Source organism: Allokutzneria sp. A3M-2-11 16, from assembly GCF_024213555.1.
Classification (GTDB): Bacteria; Actinomycetota; Actinomycetes; order Mycobacteriales; family Pseudonocardiaceae; genus Allokutzneria.
Genome location: NZ_JANAVO010000001.1, coordinates 2214673 through 2230392, shown reverse-complemented (window position 1 = coordinate 2230392; position 15720 = coordinate 2214673). Strand labels below are relative to the sequence as shown.

At 71.0% G+C, this 15720-nt stretch carries 15 protein-coding genes and 2 tRNA genes; 9 read left to right on the top strand and 8 right to left on the bottom strand.

The window, feature by feature from the left end; all coding sequences use genetic code 11:
• Positions 1-14 precede the first annotated feature (14 nt).
• Positions 15-1310, bottom strand: a complete 1296-nt coding sequence (locus NLX83_RS11150) for a hypothetical protein (protein ID WP_254234759.1) — start codon at positions 1308-1310, stop codon at positions 15-17.
• Positions 1311-1450: 140 nt separating this feature from the next.
• On the opposite strand from NLX83_RS11150, the gene NLX83_RS11145 reads away from it, so the two are divergent.
• The 3 genes from NLX83_RS11145 to NLX83_RS11135 all read left to right on the top strand — a co-directional run bounded on the left by NLX83_RS11145 (position 1451) and on the right by NLX83_RS11135 (position 3367).
• Complete coding sequence (locus NLX83_RS11145) at positions 1451-2689, top strand: ATP-grasp domain-containing protein (RefSeq protein WP_254234758.1); 1239 nt, start codon at positions 1451-1453, stop codon at positions 2687-2689.
• Positions 2690-2696: 7 nt separating this feature from the next.
• Positions 2697-3272 carry a zeta toxin family protein gene (locus NLX83_RS11140; RefSeq protein WP_254234757.1) on the top strand — a complete coding sequence of 192 codons (576 nt, stop codon included), beginning with the start codon at positions 2697-2699 and terminating at the stop codon, positions 3270-3272.
• 10 nt (positions 3273-3282) lie between these two features.
• A tRNA-Ser gene (locus NLX83_RS11135) sits at positions 3283-3367 on the top strand.
• A 138-nt stretch (positions 3368-3505) separates the two neighbouring features.
• On the opposite strand, the gene NLX83_RS11130 is transcribed toward NLX83_RS11135, so the two are convergent.
• The 3 genes from NLX83_RS11130 to NLX83_RS11120 all read right to left on the bottom strand — a co-directional run bounded on the left by NLX83_RS11130 (position 3506) and on the right by NLX83_RS11120 (position 6503).
• Complete coding sequence (locus NLX83_RS11130) at positions 3506-3724, bottom strand: type II toxin-antitoxin system HicB family antitoxin (protein WP_254234756.1); 219 nt, start codon at positions 3722-3724, stop codon at positions 3506-3508.
• A 25-nt stretch (positions 3725-3749) separates the two neighbouring features.
• A complete protein-coding gene (locus NLX83_RS11125) occupies positions 3750-3926 on the bottom strand; it encodes a hypothetical protein (RefSeq protein WP_254234755.1) in 177 nt (58 codons plus the stop codon).
• Positions 3927-4040: 114 nt separating this feature from the next.
• Positions 4041-6503, bottom strand: coding sequence for an endonuclease/exonuclease/phosphatase family protein (locus NLX83_RS11120; RefSeq protein WP_254234754.1), 2463 nt, complete (start codon positions 6501-6503; stop codon positions 4041-4043).
• Positions 6504-6630: 127 nt separating this feature from the next.
• Here NLX83_RS11120 and NLX83_RS11115 point away from each other — a divergent pair, with 127 nt between their 5' ends.
• Positions 6631-7383 (top strand): APH(3') family aminoglycoside O-phosphotransferase, encoded by a 753-nt coding sequence (locus tag NLX83_RS11115; protein WP_254234753.1) that lies wholly within the window; start codon positions 6631-6633, stop codon positions 7381-7383.
• A 147-nt stretch (positions 7384-7530) separates the two neighbouring features.
• Complete coding sequence (locus NLX83_RS41825; RefSeq protein ID WP_254234752.1) at positions 7531-8802, top strand: cytochrome P450; 1272 nt, start codon at positions 7531-7533, stop codon at positions 8800-8802.
• Positions 8803-8860: 58 nt separating this feature from the next.
• Here the strand turns inward: NLX83_RS41825 and NLX83_RS11105 are convergent.
• From NLX83_RS11105 to NLX83_RS11095, 3 genes are all read right to left on the bottom strand, one after another.
• Positions 8861-8947, bottom strand: a tRNA-Ser gene (locus tag NLX83_RS11105).
• Positions 8948-8981: 34 nt separating this feature from the next.
• A complete protein-coding gene (locus NLX83_RS11100; RefSeq protein WP_254234751.1) occupies positions 8982-9470 on the bottom strand; it encodes a nucleoside deaminase in 489 nt (162 codons plus the stop codon).
• Between the two features lie 4 nt (positions 9471-9474).
• Entirely contained in the window at positions 9475-9963 is a 489-nt protein-coding gene (locus NLX83_RS11095) for a tRNA adenosine deaminase-associated protein (protein ID WP_254234750.1), read from the bottom strand.
• A gap of 187 nt (positions 9964-10150) precedes the next feature.
• Here NLX83_RS11095 and NLX83_RS11090 point away from each other — a divergent pair, with 187 nt between their 5' ends.
• From NLX83_RS11090 to NLX83_RS11075, 4 genes are all read left to right on the top strand, one after another.
• The gene (locus tag NLX83_RS11090) at positions 10151-11134 is read left to right on the top strand and encodes a prephenate dehydrogenase (protein WP_254234749.1); all 984 of its coding nucleotides are present in this window, start codon (positions 10151-10153) and stop codon (positions 11132-11134) included.
• Between the two features lie 69 nt (positions 11135-11203).
• Entirely contained in the window at positions 11204-13165 is a 1962-nt protein-coding gene (locus NLX83_RS11085; protein ID WP_254234748.1) for a hypothetical protein, read from the top strand.
• A gap of 27 nt (positions 13166-13192) precedes the next feature.
• A complete protein-coding gene (locus NLX83_RS11080; RefSeq protein WP_254234747.1) occupies positions 13193-14377 on the top strand; it encodes a thiolase family protein in 1185 nt (394 codons plus the stop codon).
• A gap of 54 nt (positions 14378-14431) precedes the next feature.
• Positions 14432-14851, top strand: coding sequence for a nuclear transport factor 2 family protein (locus tag NLX83_RS11075; protein WP_254234746.1), 420 nt, complete (start codon positions 14432-14434; stop codon positions 14849-14851).
• 145 nt (positions 14852-14996) lie between these two features.
• On the opposite strand, the gene NLX83_RS11070 is transcribed toward NLX83_RS11075, so the two are convergent.
• A complete protein-coding gene (locus NLX83_RS11070; RefSeq protein ID WP_254234745.1) occupies positions 14997-15605 on the bottom strand; it encodes a putative glycolipid-binding domain-containing protein in 609 nt (202 codons plus the stop codon).
• Positions 15606-15720: the final 115 nt, after the last annotated feature.

The following is a 15720-nucleotide window of genomic DNA, read 5'->3' as shown; positions in this document are numbered from 1 at the left end:
GTGTAGCGCGCCGCTCATCCCAACGTGTACAGGGTCGCTGCCAGGGAGAACCCGAACAGCACCGGCCAGTAGGCGATCCTCGGCAGCAGGTTGTCCCGCCAGCGCACCACCATCGTCGGGTTGCGCGCGGTGACCAGGAGGGCGTTGATCGCGCTCAGCAGCACGACCAGGTACAGCACGAACGAGTAGTACTCCAGGTACACGATGCCGGGCGCGGCCGTCGCCTCCCTGATCGCGTTCTGCCGCACGGCGACCACGAGCACCATGCTCACCGCGAAGCTGATCACCCCGAACGAGGTGAAGCCGACGAAGGTCCTGCGCAGCTCGTCGCCGCGGGTGGTGACGAACAGCGCCGCGAACACCAGCACCGCGATGAACCCCGTCGGCACCAGCGTCTCGAACAGCGGCCCGTGGAACTGGCGGCTCACCAGCAGGTTGAAGTACAGCTCCGGGAACGGCGGCCGGTCCGCGTAGCGCCCCTGCCCGAAGTTCGTCGTGTAGTCGTGCCGCGAGTAGCTGAACAGGGTGGACTGCGGCTGCCAGCGCGCGGTGACGAACTGGGGGTCCAGCCCGTGCATCGCGTTCGCCTCCCACGGCCGCGGGTACGCGCCGAAGTCCGGTGTGAGCACGACGCGGCGGTCCAGGTCGGGGTGCCACATCCGGATCCACACGTCCTGCCTGTCCAACGGGTAGCGCGTGTAGTCGAACTTCTGCACGAACGCGGTCTTGAAGTACCAGCCGATCACCTCCGCGCCGGGCTCGCGGTGGCGGTACGCCTGCTTCGCGGGGTAGGAGTCGTCGGCCTCCGGCAGCACGACGCCGCGCGCGACCGACGCGGGGATCTCGTCGCTGTAGCGCTGCCAGACGTAGCCGCTGACCTTGACCTCGTTGCTGTTGGCGAACTGGATGGACTCCAGGTAGACACCGGTCGGCACGCGCCACGGGTTGCTGCCCCGCGGCAGTTCCTGTGCGAGGTAGGCGTCCGTCGTCTCCGTCGAGGTGACCTCGGCGCCGATCACCACGTGGTGGTCGTCCTCGTGCACGAGGTGCCACGTGCCGACGAGCCCCGCCAGGCACAACGCGCTGACGGCCGCCGAGCAGATCCAGTAGTGCCGGGGCTCGCGCCCGAAAGGATGGACGACGAACACCACGAGCGCGGACAGGAACACCACCGCGCAACCGACCAGGGCGGCCAGCCGCGGCCGGTCCGCGAGCGACAACGCCGCCAGCAGACCCGCGCCCGACAGCACGCACAGCGCAGCGGTCGCTCGCATCAACCAGCGATGCAGACCGGCCCTGTCCCGCTCCATGGGCGAAACAGTGACTCGATCATGTCCGCGCCGCCCGGTGTGACCGGTGAAATCAGCCGGTCGGAGGTCTCCGTCACATCCGTCCGGCCAGCGCCGAACAGAAGGTGAATTCTTCACGGCAGTATCGCTAACCTGCACCGATGCACAACGTGGTACTCGTCGACCCCTACTCCGCGGGCAGCGCGCTCGCACCCGTGTTCGCCGAACGGGGAGTTCCCGCGGTCGCGGTGCTCACGACGCCGGAGCCCATCGCGTCGTTCCTGACGACCTGGCACCCGGAGCACTTCTCCGAGGTCTTCGTGCTCGACGACGAGGACAAGCTCACCCGGCGGCTGCGGGAGCTGGACCCGCTGTGCGTGCTGCCGGGCGCGGAGAGCGGGGTCGAGGCCGCCGAACGCCTCTCCGAGCGGCTGCTGCCCGGCCGGAGCAACGTGCCGGAGCTGTCCGCGGCGCGGCGCGACAAGTGGCAGATGGCCCTCGCACTGGCGGACGCGGGTGTCCCGCACCTGAGACAGCTGAGCTCCTCCGATGCCGACGAGGTCGCGGAGTGGTTGCGCGCCAACGATCTCAGCGATTCCGCGATCGTGCTGAAGCCGCAGAACAGCGCGGGCGCCGACGATGTGTTCGTCGCGCGGGCCGGCGATGACTGGCGCGCGCTCTTCGACCGGATTCTGGGCAGCGTCAACAGGTTGGAGCTGACCAACACAGAGGTGCTGGTGCAGGAACTGGCCGAGGGCGTGGAGTACGAGGTCGACACCTACTCCGTCGACGGCACGCACGGGCTCGTGTCGGTGTGGCGCTACGCCAAGCAGAGCCTGGGGAACCGGCTCGGGCTCTATCTCTCCACCACGGTGATCCCGCCCGGCGAGGAGGTCATCGCGCCGCTGTTCGGCTACGTGCGGCAGGTGCTCGACGCGGTCGGCCTGCGCAACGGCCCCGCGCACGTCGAGGTGATGATGACCCCGGCCGGTCCCCGGCTGATCGAGGTCGGCGCCCGCCTGGCCGGTTCCGACCAGCAGGACGTCACCCGGCTCGCGGTGGGTGACTCGCAGGTGGACCGCACCGTCCGGCACTGGGTCGAGCGCAAGCACGCCGTGAGCGGCTACGAGCTCCTGCGGCACGTGCGCTCGGTGTACCTGTCGGCGCCCGGCTCCGGCGTCCTGCGTTCCGCCGAACGGCTCGGCCGCCTCGCGGAGCTGCTGCCGACCCTGCACAACGCGGTGCTGCCGCACCTGGACGGCTCGGTGGTCGCTCGAACGGTGGACCTGTGGACCAGCCTGGGGCACGTCGTGCTGGCCTCGGACGATCCCGACGCGATCGACCGCGATGAGGCGCTCCTGCGGGAAATCGAAGCGGAACTGCGCGTCGAGCCGTCATGATCAGGGGATGAGCGGACAGGTCATCCTCCTCAGCGGACCGCCCGGGGCGGGCAAGAGCACCGTGGCCCGCCTCCTCGCCGACGAGTTCTCGTCGAGCGTGCACCTGCACACCGACGACTTCTACGGCTACATCCGGCGCGGTTCCGTGCTGCCGTACCTGCCGGAGGCCCAGCACCAGAACGACGTCGTCACCAAGGTCATCGCCACCGCCGCCTTCGGCTACGCCGCCGGTGGCTACGACGTGGTCTGCGACGGCGTGCTCGGCCCGTGGTTCCTCGACGCGTTCCGCCACTCGGGCAACGAGATCGCCGTGCACTACGTGGTGCTGCGGCCGGACGAGGAGACCACCGTCGCCCGCGCGGTGGACCGGGGCGAGGACGCGCTCACCGAGGAGGACCCGGTGCGGGAGATGCACCGCCAGTTCGCCGACCTCGGTCAGTGGGAGAACCACGCCGTCGACTCCGGCGAACTCGACGCCGACGCCACCGCCACGGTCGTGCTCGCCGGGATCGCCCGCGGCGCCTACCGGCTGCCGAACCCCGCCTGCCCCCCCGTTTTGGGCGGCAACACCCTCCTCCGGTAAAGTCTGCGACGGAGGATTCGCATAGTGGCCTAGTGCGCACGATTGGAAATCGTGTTGGGGTAAAACCCTCGCGGGTTCAAATCCCGCATCCTCCGCTCGCCGAAGGCGACGTGTGTCCGCGAACTGCGCGGACCGCGTCGCCTCGCCTGTTTTCTGGGGGTGCGACCCCCAGACCCCGCCCGGCGGGCTCCGCCCCCGGACCCCCGGCCAGCGTGGTTGAGTTGGTCCTGCGATCAGGCCGCGTCGACGGTCACCACACCGGCCACCGTTGGTTCCGGCACGGACTCTCCGTTCTCGCGCATGCCCTCAAGGTGGAAGGGAACGGCGTCTCGCATGAGCGCCACGCACTCGTCGTAGGTGCCAGCTGCCGCCACGACGCCCAGCAGGTCGGGTACCCATGCACTGAGCCCTCCCCCGTCGTCGCGCTCGATGATGACGATGTACCCCCTCACCGCAGCCTCCGGATGAGTCCAGCCATCACGGTTCCTCCTTGCTCGTATCGCGCTTGGCGTGGAGCAGCAGGAGCAGGGCCTCGGACAGGTTGATCAGGACGTCCAGCGCGGCCTCCTCGTCGAGGCGGGGTACGCCCGCGTCCACGTCACGCAGGATCTGAGCGGCCGCGAAGAGGGGTTTGCGGATTCCGTCGTCGCACACGCCCCGCACGATCTCAACGAAGGCGTATTTGCCGCGCTGGCAAAGCATCCCCCGATGTGCTGATACGCCTCCGGCCCGCCCCAGAAGACGGGAGCGGGCCGGAGAGCGCGGAACTCAGGGGAGCAGGTTGTGGAGCAGCTCCTCCAGATCGTCGAACCAGTCGACGCCGGTGCGCGGGAGGAACCGCACGACCTGCGGGTCGTGGTCGCTGGCCTGGTCGTGGAACTCGGCGTTGATGTGCACGACGTCCAGGTTGGCCCGCTTGAGCAGGCGGCTGCCGACCAGGATGTGGTCCAGCGTCTGCGAATTGCCCTCGTAGACGTAGCTGTAGCGCTCACCGGTGGGCAGCCGGTCCATCGGCGCGGCGAGCGCCCTGGGGTCGAGCAGGGTCTGCACGGCCGGGGAGAACACGTAGTCGTTGAGGTCACCGAGGACCACGACGTTGGCGTTGCGCTCGGCCTTCAGCAGGCTGTCGACGAAGCCGCGGACGAGCTTGGCCTGGGCGAGCCGCTGGGTCTCGCTGGAGCGCACCGGCGGCTGGATGCGGCCGTGCAGCGGCTGGTCGCCGCCCTTGGAGTTGAAGTGGTTGGCGACCACGAACACGTTGCGCTGCAACGGTCCCTGGGCCGGGAAGCGGAACTCGCCGACCAGGGGCTTGCGGCTGGCCTGCCACGCGGGATCGGCCGGGGCGATGCGGGCGGGCGAGGCACTGAGCTTCGCGCGGCCCCACTCCCGCTGCACGGTCACCGGGGTCACCGCGTCGCCACCCGGACGGTCCACAAAGGACACTCGCTTCGGGTTGAACAGGAAGGCCACCCGGATGTTGCCGCCGGGCTGGCCGCCGTCGGCGTCGTCGACCGGGTTGATCTGGCGCCACTCGTAGCGCGGGCCACCGGCGGCCACGATCGCGTCGGTGAAGCGGCGCAGCGTCTCGTCGGCGGAGACCACGGAGTCGTTGGTGGAGCCGTTGTTGTCCTGGATCTCTTCCAGCGCAACGATGTCCGGTGCTGCGAGGTTGCGGACGACCGCCCCGGCGAGCCGGTCGAACTTCGCCTGAGCGTCCTTTGTGGACAGGTTCTCCACGTTGTAGGTCGCGGTGGCCAGCTCGTGCTCGCGCTGCTTGCGGGTCGACTCCGGCGCGAGGGGCCCGGCGACGTGCTTGCCGAGCGCACCGGCCTGGAGCACGTACCCGCCGAACCGGCTGTAGTCCAGCGGCCCCTCGGTCGTGCCGGTCAGCCTGTCGCCGACGTTGGCGACCGGGAACGGCCGCTCCGCGAACGGGATCAGCGACTCGATCTTGATGCGGCCGGTGTTGGCGTCGGCGTAGGACTGGTAGTTCGAGCCGCCGCGCACGGTGGGGTTCTGACCGGGCTTGCTGGTCACCCACAGCGCGTTGAAGTCGTCCGTCGCGCCGACCACGCGCGCGTCGTCGACCCGCAGCCGCATGCCTTCGCGGGACTCGTAGAAGTCGAGCGCGAACTTCGCGGGCTCCAGGGCGAGCGCCTCGATGTTGCCGCCGGGGCTCGGCGCGATCGGCACCGGCACGGTGTCGGGCTTGAGCAGCTCCGCGGCGGGAACGGCGTTGCCGCCGGACTGCACGGTCCACTGCGCGTCGGTGAGCTGGGTGACCGACTGGTTCGCGGTGTTGGCGACGGTCTCTCCGCTGGCCAGCGGGTAGAACTCGGCGACCTTGCCCGCCACCAGGACCGCGTCGCCGACCTTGACGTTCGGCGTCGTGGTGCCGGTGAAGACGAACAGGCCCTCGCTGCTGCGCGGGTCGGAGTCGGGCTGCGCGTCCTGGAACCAGAAGCCGCGCGAAGAGCCGAACGCGCGGACCCCCGTCACCACGCCGGGCACGTCGATGACCTGCGTGCCCACCAGCGGGGACAGCCGCGTGGTGCCCTGGATCTGGTGGATGCGGGCCTTCTGCGGAGCCGGGCCGGGCTCGCCACCGCCGGGGCGCTCGCCCTTGCTGTTCTCCGGGCTCGGCTCACCCGCGGTGAAGTCGGCGGAGTTGTCGTCGGTGTCGGCCTTGCGCGCGACCGAGGTGGTGTTGCTCGGGGTCGGGGCGGCAGCGCCCTCGCGGACCGCGGCGGCGCCAAAGCCGACCAGGTCGCGGATCGCGGGCACGGCGGCGCAGTCCGCGGCGCTGAGGCAGGTCAGCGGCTGATCGTTGGTGACCAGCGCGACCGTGCCCCCGGTGCCGGACATGTTGGTCGTCCCGGTCGCGTCCGGGGTCGGCAGCGCGACCATGCCGCCGCCGCCCTTGCCCTGTGCGACCAGGTAGCGCTTGCCCGCGGGGACGCTCCCGGAGAGCTTGGTGACCTGCCAGCGGCTGGTCGGCGACGGAGCCGCGGGCAGGTACTGCACGCTCCAGCCGTCGAGGGAGACCGCGGACGGGCTGCTCAGCTCGATGAAGTCCGTGGTCAGCGTGGCCCCGGCGTTGCCGCCACCGCCGTAGACCTCGGCGATGACCGCGTCCGGGGACGGAGCCGCGGCGGCGGCGGGGGCGAGTGCGACGAGCAGGGTTGTGCTTGCCAGTGCCGACAGGGTGGTGCGGCGGCGGTGCGGGGTCACGCGTCCTCCCGTACGGGTATTCGGGAGGTGGAATCTTTCCCCGACGGAGTGAACTTGGATAGGCGCTCATGCAACAACTTGCCACCAGTTCGAAACCGATTGCGTGGTCAGCGATGCTGGATGGGTGATGGAGCAGTTGCACTCCCGCTACCACCGGCACGCCTGGGAGCAGGTGACAATCGGTTGCTCCGGGGCCGGGGTCTGGCGCCTGTCGGGCTCGCCCGCCTACTTCCTGAAGACCGTCGAGGGCGGCACGGACCTGCTCGAAGAGGCGGGGTGCCTGCGCTGGTTGCGGGCACAGGGGCTGCCCGCGCCGGAGGTCGTTGAGCTCGGCGGCGACGCGGAGGCGAGCTGGATGGTGACCGCGGCGGTGCCCGGACGATCCCTCGCCGAGCTGGGCGGCGACGAGCGGGCGTGGACCGCCGGGCAGGTCACCGCGCTGGCGGAGATCACGCGGGCGCTGCACGCGCTACCGGTGGCGGACTGCCCCTTCGACCGCACCCTCGACGTGGTCATCCCGAAGGCCCGCGCCAACGCCGAAGCCGGTCTCGTCGACGAGACCGACTTCGACGAGCACCGGCTGGGCAGCACCGCGCTGGAGGTGGTCAAGGAAGTCGAGGCGACTCGCCCGGCGCGCGAGGACCTCGTGGTCTGCCACGGCGATCTCTGCACGCCGAACGTGCTGCTCGACCCGGAAACGCTCACCGTGACCGGGCTGATCGACGTGGGACGGCTCGGGGTCGCGGACCGCTACAACGACCTCGCGCTGGCCGCGCGCAGCCTCGGCCCGGCCCACGCCGGGCGGTTCTTCGCGGCCTACGGCGAGGTACCCGATCCGGAGCGGCTGGAGTTCTACCAACTGCTGGACGAGTTCTTCTGAGCACTCGGTAAATCGCGCTCGTATTCCCTTCGGGTTGCCACAAAATCCCGCAAACGACTGCAAAAAGGCCGGCCATTGACAGGGCGCAGTTCCCCCGCCCACGATGTGCACCCAGCAGATGGCCCCGCCGACCTCTGGAAATGCGACGTGAACAAAACCCACGTGCCGTTCACCGAGCCGGGGGCGTATGAGCCCTCGGCACTCGCCGACTACTACGACAGCCTGCATTCCTCGAACCTCTCGACCTTCCTCGACCAGAAGACCGGAATGCAGGCGGTGTGGCGCTACGACGATGTCGAGAAGATCGCCAAAGGCGCCGGTCCGGCCGTGTCCACCCGGAACACCCTGGATCCACTGACCCCGTTCCCGAAATTCGCGACCCACCTGACGGCGATCCCGCACATCGCCCACCTGGCCACGGTGCCCAGGGCCACCAACAACGCCGACAAGGCCACTCACAGCACGGTCATGAAAGCCATGTTCGCCCGCCCTCGCGGGCTCTCCATGCGTCCGGACGCGACGCGCACGAACTTCGGCGCGATCGTCGCCCGGCGGGTCGAGGTCGCGGCCGATGCCCTGGCAGCCGCGGCCGCCGAGAGCGGCGGGCCGGTCGACTACGAGGGCATCTTCGCCAGGCCGCTGGCCTCGGGCGTGATCAGCGAACTGCTCGGGTTCCCCGCGGAGGAGGAAGGCCAGATCAAGGCGTGGAGCGACGCCCAGATCGCCCTGCTGGCCCGCATCATCGACCGTCCTGACCGCGTCGCCACCCTGCGAGGGCTCAGCGACCTGTCCCGCGCCTGCCGCAGGCTCGTGACCGCACGCTCCAAGGCTCCCGCCCAGGACCTCGCCAGCCACCTGTTGGCCCAGGGCCTCGCACCCAAGCTGGCCGCGGCCGCGCTGATGAACATCATGGTGGCGGGCTATTCGTCGAGCTACGGGGCACTGCTCAACAGCACCCGGTACCTGCTCTCCGACGAGGGGCGCGAGCACTGGGACGTGCTCCGCGAACCCGAACGGGTCCCGGCCATGTTGGAAGACATCCTCCGCAAGGAAACCGGCGTGGTCGCTTGGCGGCGCTACGCCGAACAGGACGTCGTGCTCGCCGATGGCTCGGTGGTCCCGAAGGGGAGCTCGATCTTCATCATGATCGGTGCGGCCAACCGCGACCCGCGACGGTTCCCAGACCCGCACGCGGTGCTTCCCGGACGCGGGGAGAACGACGGCGCCAAGGCGGTCACCTTCGGCTCCGGACCGCACATGTGCGCCGGGCGGGAGGTCGCCAAGCTGGAGATCACCACCGCGCTGACGACACTGCGCGAACGGTTCCCCGATATGCGTTTGGCCTTACCGGACAACGGAATCAGCTACGACCCCGACTACATGCTGCGCACTCCGCAGACCCTGCCGGTCCTGCTCTGACAAAAAACGAATGCCGGTTCCCGCGAGATCGGGGAACCGGCATTCGTCCTGTTCAGAGCGGTAGCGGTGGGATTTGAACCCACGGAGGGCGTGAACCCTCACACGCTTTCGAGGCGTGCTCCTTCGGCCGCTCGGACACGCTACCGTGGGACAGCCTACCCGAGCTCCGCACAGGGTTTTCACGGCCCCCCGGCGCGATGCGAGGGGTCTGCGAAGTAGTCGTTCATCAGCTCCGCGCACTCGGCTTCGAGGACGCCGCCGACCACTTCGGGCCGGTGATTGGACCTGCGGTCCCTGAGCACGTCCCACAGCGAACCCGCGGCCCCGGTCTTCGGTTCCCACGCGCCGAAGACCACGCGACCGATCCGGGAGAGCACGAGCGCGCCCGCGCACATGGTGCAGGGCTCGACGGTCACCGCCAGCGTGCAGTTCTCCAGCCGCCAGCCGTCGCCGTTGCGGGCCGCCGCCGCGCGCAGCGCCAGGATCTCGGCGTGCGCCGTGGGATCGCCCAGCTCTTCGCGGGCGTTGCGGGCGCGCGCCAGCTCGGTCCCGTCCGGGGCCACGACGACGGCGCCGATCGGCACATCGCCCGAGGCGGACGCGGTGCGGGCGACCTCGATCGCGGCGCGGACCAGCGCCCGGTCGGCCGGGGTGGCGAACGGTGTCATGCGCTCAGGCCAGCAGGGGTTCCGCGACCTTGTCGAACTCGTCGACGAAGCCGCAGCGCTGGGCGATCATGCGCAGCTGCTCGTCGGGGTAGAGCTCGTCCTCGCCGACCACGAGGCGCAGCTCGGGTTCGGGCATGCCGAGGTCGGCGAGCAGCCCGAGGTCGCCCTCCGGCCAGATCTCGTCGTCGTCCGGATCGGGTGGATCGACGCGCAGCAGGTCGAGCACGTCCGCGGCCACGTCGTAGTCCAGCGCCGCGCCCGCGTCGGAGAGCAGCAGGTCCACTCCGCCCGGGGTCGGGCGGACAACAACGAAGAACTCGTCGTCGACATCGAGGAGGCCGAACACCGCGCCGGTGGACCGCAGCCCGCGCAGCTCGGTGATCGCCTTGTCGAGGTCGGTGAGCACCGAGCTGTCCATAGGGCTGCATCGCCACCGGCCGTCCTCGCGGACGACGGCGACGGCAATTCCCCCGATCGGTTCTTGCACCGCCATATCCATACGCTAGGCGCATTCGCGCCCTCCCGAAAGCCGGGGGTGGCTTTGGGGACCTGCGAATTCCCGATACGGCGCGGCCCGGGAGGGTTTGCGGCGCGCTGAGGGCCGCAGCTCACGTGATCGGGTGAAGGTTCGACCCACCCGCCTACTGCCGCCGGGGCCTGGCTACCGGCAGGATGGCCGAGTGCGTTCGGTGTGTGTGATCGGGTTGGGGCTCATCGGTGGGTCGGTGCTGCGCGCTGCGGCCGCCGCCGGCTACCAGGTGTTCGGCACGGCGGCCTCCGCCGGTGACCGGGCCGCCGCGGAAGCCGACGGCTTCACCGTGGTGTCGACGGTGGACGAGGCGGTGATCCACGCCGCCGAACGGGACTCGCTGATCGTGCTCGCGGTCCCGCTGACCGCGGCGCCGGACGTGTTGACCGTGGTCAACCGCTTCGCCGCGAAGACCCGGCTGACCGACGTGGTGAGCGTCAAGGGCCCGATCGCGGAGGCGGTCCGCCGCTACACGCCCGAGGCCCGTTACGTCGGCGGGCACCCGATGGCGGGCAAGGCCGACTCGGGCTGGGCCGCTGGCGACGCCAAACTCTTCGAAGGCGCGGCCTGGGTGGTGGCCGCGGACGAGGGCACGGACCCGATCGTCTGGGCCGAGGTGGCCACGCTGGCGCTGGAGTGCGGCGCCTACGTGGTGCCCGCGGGCGAGGGCGACCACGACGCCGCCGTCGCGCGGATCTCCCACCTGCCGCACGTGCTGGCGGCGGTGCTCGCGGCGGTCGGGACGGACGGCGGGCCGATGGCCATGGCGCTGGCCGCGGGGTCCTTCGCGGACGGGACGCGCGTGGCGGGCAGCGATCCCGCGTTGGTCAAGGCCATGTGCGAGGGCAACCGGGATGCGCTGTTGGACGCCGTCGACGACGCACTCGGACGGCTCGGCGCGGCCCGCGGTTCGCTGGCCTCGACCGGCGCGCTCGGCGCGACGCTGGAGTCCGGCTACCGGGCGCGGCGGGCCTGGGAGGCGGGCCGGGAACAGGCTCCGGAACCGCTGACCAGCGTGGACCTGACCGCGCCGGAGGCGATGGAGTTGTTGCGCAGCCTGGGCATCCTCGGCGGCCGGGTCACCTCGCTGGACGGGATGACCGCGGTGGGCGAGTACGCCGACTGGCCCATCTGAAGATCGCCGAGCGTTGCGGCTCGGCAACCATGTGGTGACCGGGGTCACCGTCGCGGCTAGCGTGGCCGGGTGGAACGTCGGCGTCTCGTTGTGTTGCTCGGAGCGGCGGTGCTCCTCATCGGCGCGGTCACGGTGCTGCGCTCCACCAGTGAGAGCGCGGACCCGGTGCGCAACGGGCCCCGGCAGACCGCACCCCGGCAGCTGGAGCGCTTCGCCACGGCGGGCGCGATCCTGCCGATCCCGCAGGCGCCCCCCGCCGCCGTGTCAGTGCTCTCCGTCGAGCCCGGCCCGCGCCAGCTGCTGCTGCGGTGGGGCGACTCGCTCTCAGACGGCGTCGTGCCCGCGGGGGCGGCCGGGTACGAGGTGCGGTGGGGCAAGGGCAAGGCGTTGGAGCACTCGCGCCTGGTGTCCCGGTCGCTCGTCCAGATCGGCGGCTTGGAGAACGGGCTCGAGTACCGGGTCGAGGTGCGCTCGGTCGACTCCTTCGGGCAGCGCTCGACGCCTACGGGCGGTTCCGGTCGGCCGGAGCCGTATCCGCTGCGCGAACCCTGGAGCTACGTCGACGCGTTCGACGATCCCAAGACCGTCGCGGAGAACTGGCGGCTGAACCAGCGCGGTTCCTGCGGGACGGCGCTGCCCGGCGAGGGCGAGGAGGCCGGGCAGCTGGTGATCACCAGCAACTGCGGCAACGAGCCCGCGACGTTGCGCCCGCGCACCCCGTTCCGGTTGGCGCAGAGCCCGCAGGCGAAGGGCGAGCTCGGCCGCGCCGTGGTGGAGACGGACGGTTCGGGTACCGCGCAGCAGTTCACCATCGACCTGGTGCCCGGCCCGGCTGACCTCGTGCTGGGCACGGTGAAGGAGGTCGAGGGCACGACGCGGCCGACCGACGCGGTCGAGGACCAGTCGCTGCCGCCGGGGACCGTGCGGATGCGGGCGAGCACGTTCGGGGACAGCGGCGCCGTGCAGCTGCTGGTGCCGCCTGGCGCACCGCGCTCGGCCACGGTGATCGACCCGCGTTCGGTACCCGCGAAGCTGCCGCCGATGCCGATCTCGGTGCGGCAGCGCTGGGAGGTCGTCGTCTACGCCGACCGCGTGGAAGTGTTGCGGGACAAGCAACCCGTGGCCGCCGCGAACATCGTGGTGAACTGGCGGGAGGCCACCGTGCTGCTCGGGTTCGCCGGTCGCGGCTCCGGTCAGACGCGGAGCACCGTCGACCTGGTGGGCTTCCTCGGCGCGCCGACCTCGCCCCCGGCGCCCGCGCCGCCGCCGCGGCTCAACTGGGGGCAGGGCAACCAGCGGGAGCCGCTGGAGCGCCCGCTCGACGGGCGCCAGATGACCCAGTACTCCGGCGGCCAGCTCCGGTTCACCCTGCTGTCGCGGGGCACGGTGCGGCTGGACCAGATGACGGTGCGGGCGGCCGCGGTCCGCGTGCCCGTGCGGCTGGCGGTGCCCGGGACCGAGATCGTTCCCGGGGTGGGCTTCCCGGTGGTGGCGGACCTGCCGAAGGACGCCCTCGTCGTCAGCGGCGACCTGAACACGCTGAGCGTGGTGGTGGAGTACGAGGCGCCGCTGGAGATCATGCAGGCCGGGATCGAGGTGTTCCCCGAGCCCGGTGCGCGCATCGACCCGCCCGCGACGCAGTCGAGCCGCCCGCTGGTCCGCAGGACCCCGCCGCTGCTCGCGGAACCCCAGGCCGAGCTGCTGGACGCCTCGGCGCGGCCGCTGGTCCCCGGCAAGACCCTGACCCCCGGCCGGGTGGTGCTGGCCGTGGAGCTGGACGGCCCGGCCGCGCAGGTCGCCGCCGGGGAGCTGGCGCCGCTGGCCGGGATCGAGGTGTTCGTGGACAACGAGCGGGTCGCCCGGCTGCCCACCGCCGAACAGGGGCCGGGCATCGCGGGGCGGTGGCGGTTCGGGCTGGGCACAACCGAGCTGCCGTTCGGCCCGCACACCGTCGAGGTGCGGGCCATCGGGGTGAATCCGTCGACCCCACCAGCGCAGGCGTTCGTCTCCTTCCTGCTCGGACCCGCGTAACCGGCCGGGAGGCGGCAGCATGGGGGCATGCCCGCGCTCATCCTGGACGCAGCACGCACGCCGTTCGGCCGGTACCGGGGCGGTCTTTCCGGGGTCCGGGTGGACGACCTGGCCGCCCTGCCGATCTCGGAGCTGATGCGGCGGCACTCCGCCACCCTGGACCCGGCGCGCGTCGACGACGTGGTCTACGGCAACACCAACGGGGCCGGTGAGGAGAACCGCAACATCGGCAGGATGGCGGCGTTGCTGGCGGGTCTGCCGGTGACGGTGCCGGGGACCACGGTCAACCGGCTGTGCGCCTCCGGCGGCGAGGCCGTCGTGCAGGCGGGGCGCGCCATCGCCGCGGGGGACGCGGAGGTGGTGATCGCGGGCGGGGTCGAGGGGATGAGCCGCGCGCCGTTCGTGGTGCCCCGGCCCGACCGGGCCATGCCGGACCGGATGGAGCTGGTGCCGACGCTGGGCTGGCGCCTGGTGAACCGGCGGATGCGTCCTGAGTGGACAGTGCCGATGGGGCTCGCCGCCGAGCGCGCCGCGGTGGCGCTGGGCATCGACCGGACGGAGATGGACCAGTTCGCCCTGCGCTCGCACCGCAGGGCCGCCGCGGCCTGGGACGCGGGTGTGCACGACGGCTTCGTGTTCCCCGTGCTGGCCCCGGATTCGTCGCACCCGGTGCGGCGCGACGAGTCGGTGCGCCCGGAGACGAGTGCGGCGAAGTTGGCGTCACTGCGCTCGGCGTTCTCCACGGACGGGCCGGTGACGGCGGGCAATTCCTCTCCGTTCAACGATGGCGCGGTCGCGCTGTTGCTGGGCACATCGCGGACCGCGGCTTCGCTTGAGGTCCAGCCGCTCGGCGAGCTGGCGGGCAGCGCGGTGGTCGCGTGCGAGCCGCAGAACTTCCTCGACGCGGCGGCCTCGGCAGTGCGGAAACTGTTGGCGCGCTTGGGAATCACGGCCGAGGACGTGGCGCTCTGGGAGATCAACGAGGCGTTCGCGGCCGTGGTGCTCGCCGTGCTGCGGCACCTGCCGGAGATCACGGCGGAGCGGGTGAACGTGCACGGCGGGGCGATCGCCTACGGGCATCCGCTCGGTGCCTCGACGCTGCGCGTGCTCGCCGACCTGTGCAGGCATCTCCGTGCGCGCGACGGGGGCATCGGTATCGCGGTCAGCTGCGTCGCGGTCGGTCAGGCCCAGGCCATCGCCGTGCGCGTCTGAAGCGACGGCGGTTTTCCGCCAGAACCGCGACGCCGCGCGGGCGAGGGTGGAGGCATGTTGAACGTGCTGAAGGAGATGTACGCGGCGGAGTCCCGGTACTTGGCCGCTGGTGGGCCGGGTGAGGCGGATTTCGCCGAGCTGGCGCCGTTCTTCGCCGAGGATGTCGTGCTGTACCAAGCCGCCGCGCTCCCCTACGCGGGCGAATGGCGTGGCCACGATGGGATGGAGCGGTTCTTCCTGGCGATGAGCGCGGCGTGGGAGTCCTTCGACATGGTGCGCCAGCGCTTCCTGTCCTCCGAGGAGCCGATCGTGGTGCTCACCGAGGTGCGCGCGCGGGCCCGTGCGACAGGGCGCGAGCTGGAGTTCCCGATCCTGCAGACGATCTCGTTCCGGGACGGCCGGATCAGCGAGGTGCGCCCGTTCTACTGGGACACCGCCGCGATCGCCGAGGCCACGAGAAGCAACGTCCGCTGAAGTTCGCCGGTCTTCAAGTACACCGAACCCCCCTCCACACCGTCTCAAACCGCCTCATACCTCAGCATGAGGCGCGGGTTTGATGCTGTTTGAGACCGCTGGGGGTGGGGTGCGGGGTACTTGAAGACGCCCCGACCACCTGGCGCTAGATCTGGCGAGCGATCTCGGGGTAGTCGATCACGATGCCGTCGCGGTCCACGGTGATGTCCGAGCTGAAGCCCTCGGAGGAGTAGTTGACCACCGAGGAGCCGTCGCCGACCGAGACCGTGCGGTAGGTCTGCCTTTTGATCTCCACCGTGAGGTCCGGCAGGCTCACGTAGGCGATCGGCAGGTCGTGCTCGCCCGCTTCGTGGTGCAGCTGGAGCCTGCGCACGGGCAGCGTGTTGAACAGCACGCAGTGCTGCACGTCGACCTCGGCGGCCCCGTCGAACTGGGTGCGCTGCGCGCCCTGGCCGCGGTCCATCAGCCAGAAGCCGTCCTCGGAGCGGCTGAAGGACAGCTGGCGCTCGACCTCTGCGGTGATGCTGTGCAGGAAGACCCGCTTCACCACGCCGTTCTCGCCGACCGTGACGTCGTAGGTGGCGTTGAACGCCTCGGCCTCCCGGGTCCGCGGGGCGATCATCCGCCCGGCGGCGCGCAGCCTGCGGTTGTCGGAGAGCAGCAGCCGGGCCGACTCCAGGCGGGGGGCGCCAACGCCCTGCCAGGTCAGCAGCAGCGGACGGCGCTGGCCGGGAGTGGTGTTCGACACGCTCATCGCTCCTCGTGCGTAACCGCGTTCCGGCCCGGCCGGATCACGAACAGTGTGCGCCGAGCACCAGCAACGCAGCGTACTCGACTTCACCCGGGCGTTCCCATCGCCGACCCGACCG

Bases quoted from the DNA above. Each gene is read 5' to 3' on its own strand.
- NLX83_RS11075 (WP_254234746.1), top strand. From the start codon at position 14,432: ATGTTGAACGTGCTGAAGGAGATGTACGCGGCGGAGTCCCGGTACTTG.
- NLX83_RS11100 (WP_254234751.1), bottom strand. From the start codon at position 9,470: ATGACACCGTTCGCCACCCCGGCCGACCGGGCGCTGGTCCGCGCCGCG.
- NLX83_RS11145 (WP_254234758.1), top strand. From the start codon at position 1,451: ATGCACAACGTGGTACTCGTCGACCCCTACTCCGCGGGCAGCGCGCTC.
- NLX83_RS11140 (WP_254234757.1), top strand. From the start codon at position 2,697: ATGAGCGGACAGGTCATCCTCCTCAGCGGACCGCCCGGGGCGGGCAAG.
- NLX83_RS11150 (WP_254234759.1), bottom strand. From the start codon at position 1,310: ATGGAGCGGGACAGGGCCGGTCTGCATCGCTGGTTGATGCGAGCGACC.
- NLX83_RS11115 (WP_254234753.1), top strand. From the start codon at position 6,631: ATGGAGCAGTTGCACTCCCGCTACCACCGGCACGCCTGGGAGCAGGTG.
- NLX83_RS11080 (WP_254234747.1), top strand. From the start codon at position 13,193: ATGCCCGCGCTCATCCTGGACGCAGCACGCACGCCGTTCGGCCGGTAC.
- NLX83_RS11095 (WP_254234750.1), bottom strand. From the start codon at position 9,963: ATGGCGGTGCAAGAACCGATCGGGGGAATTGCCGTCGCCGTCGTCCGC.
- NLX83_RS11070 (WP_254234745.1), bottom strand. From the start codon at position 15,605: ATGAGCGTGTCGAACACCACTCCCGGCCAGCGCCGTCCGCTGCTGCTG.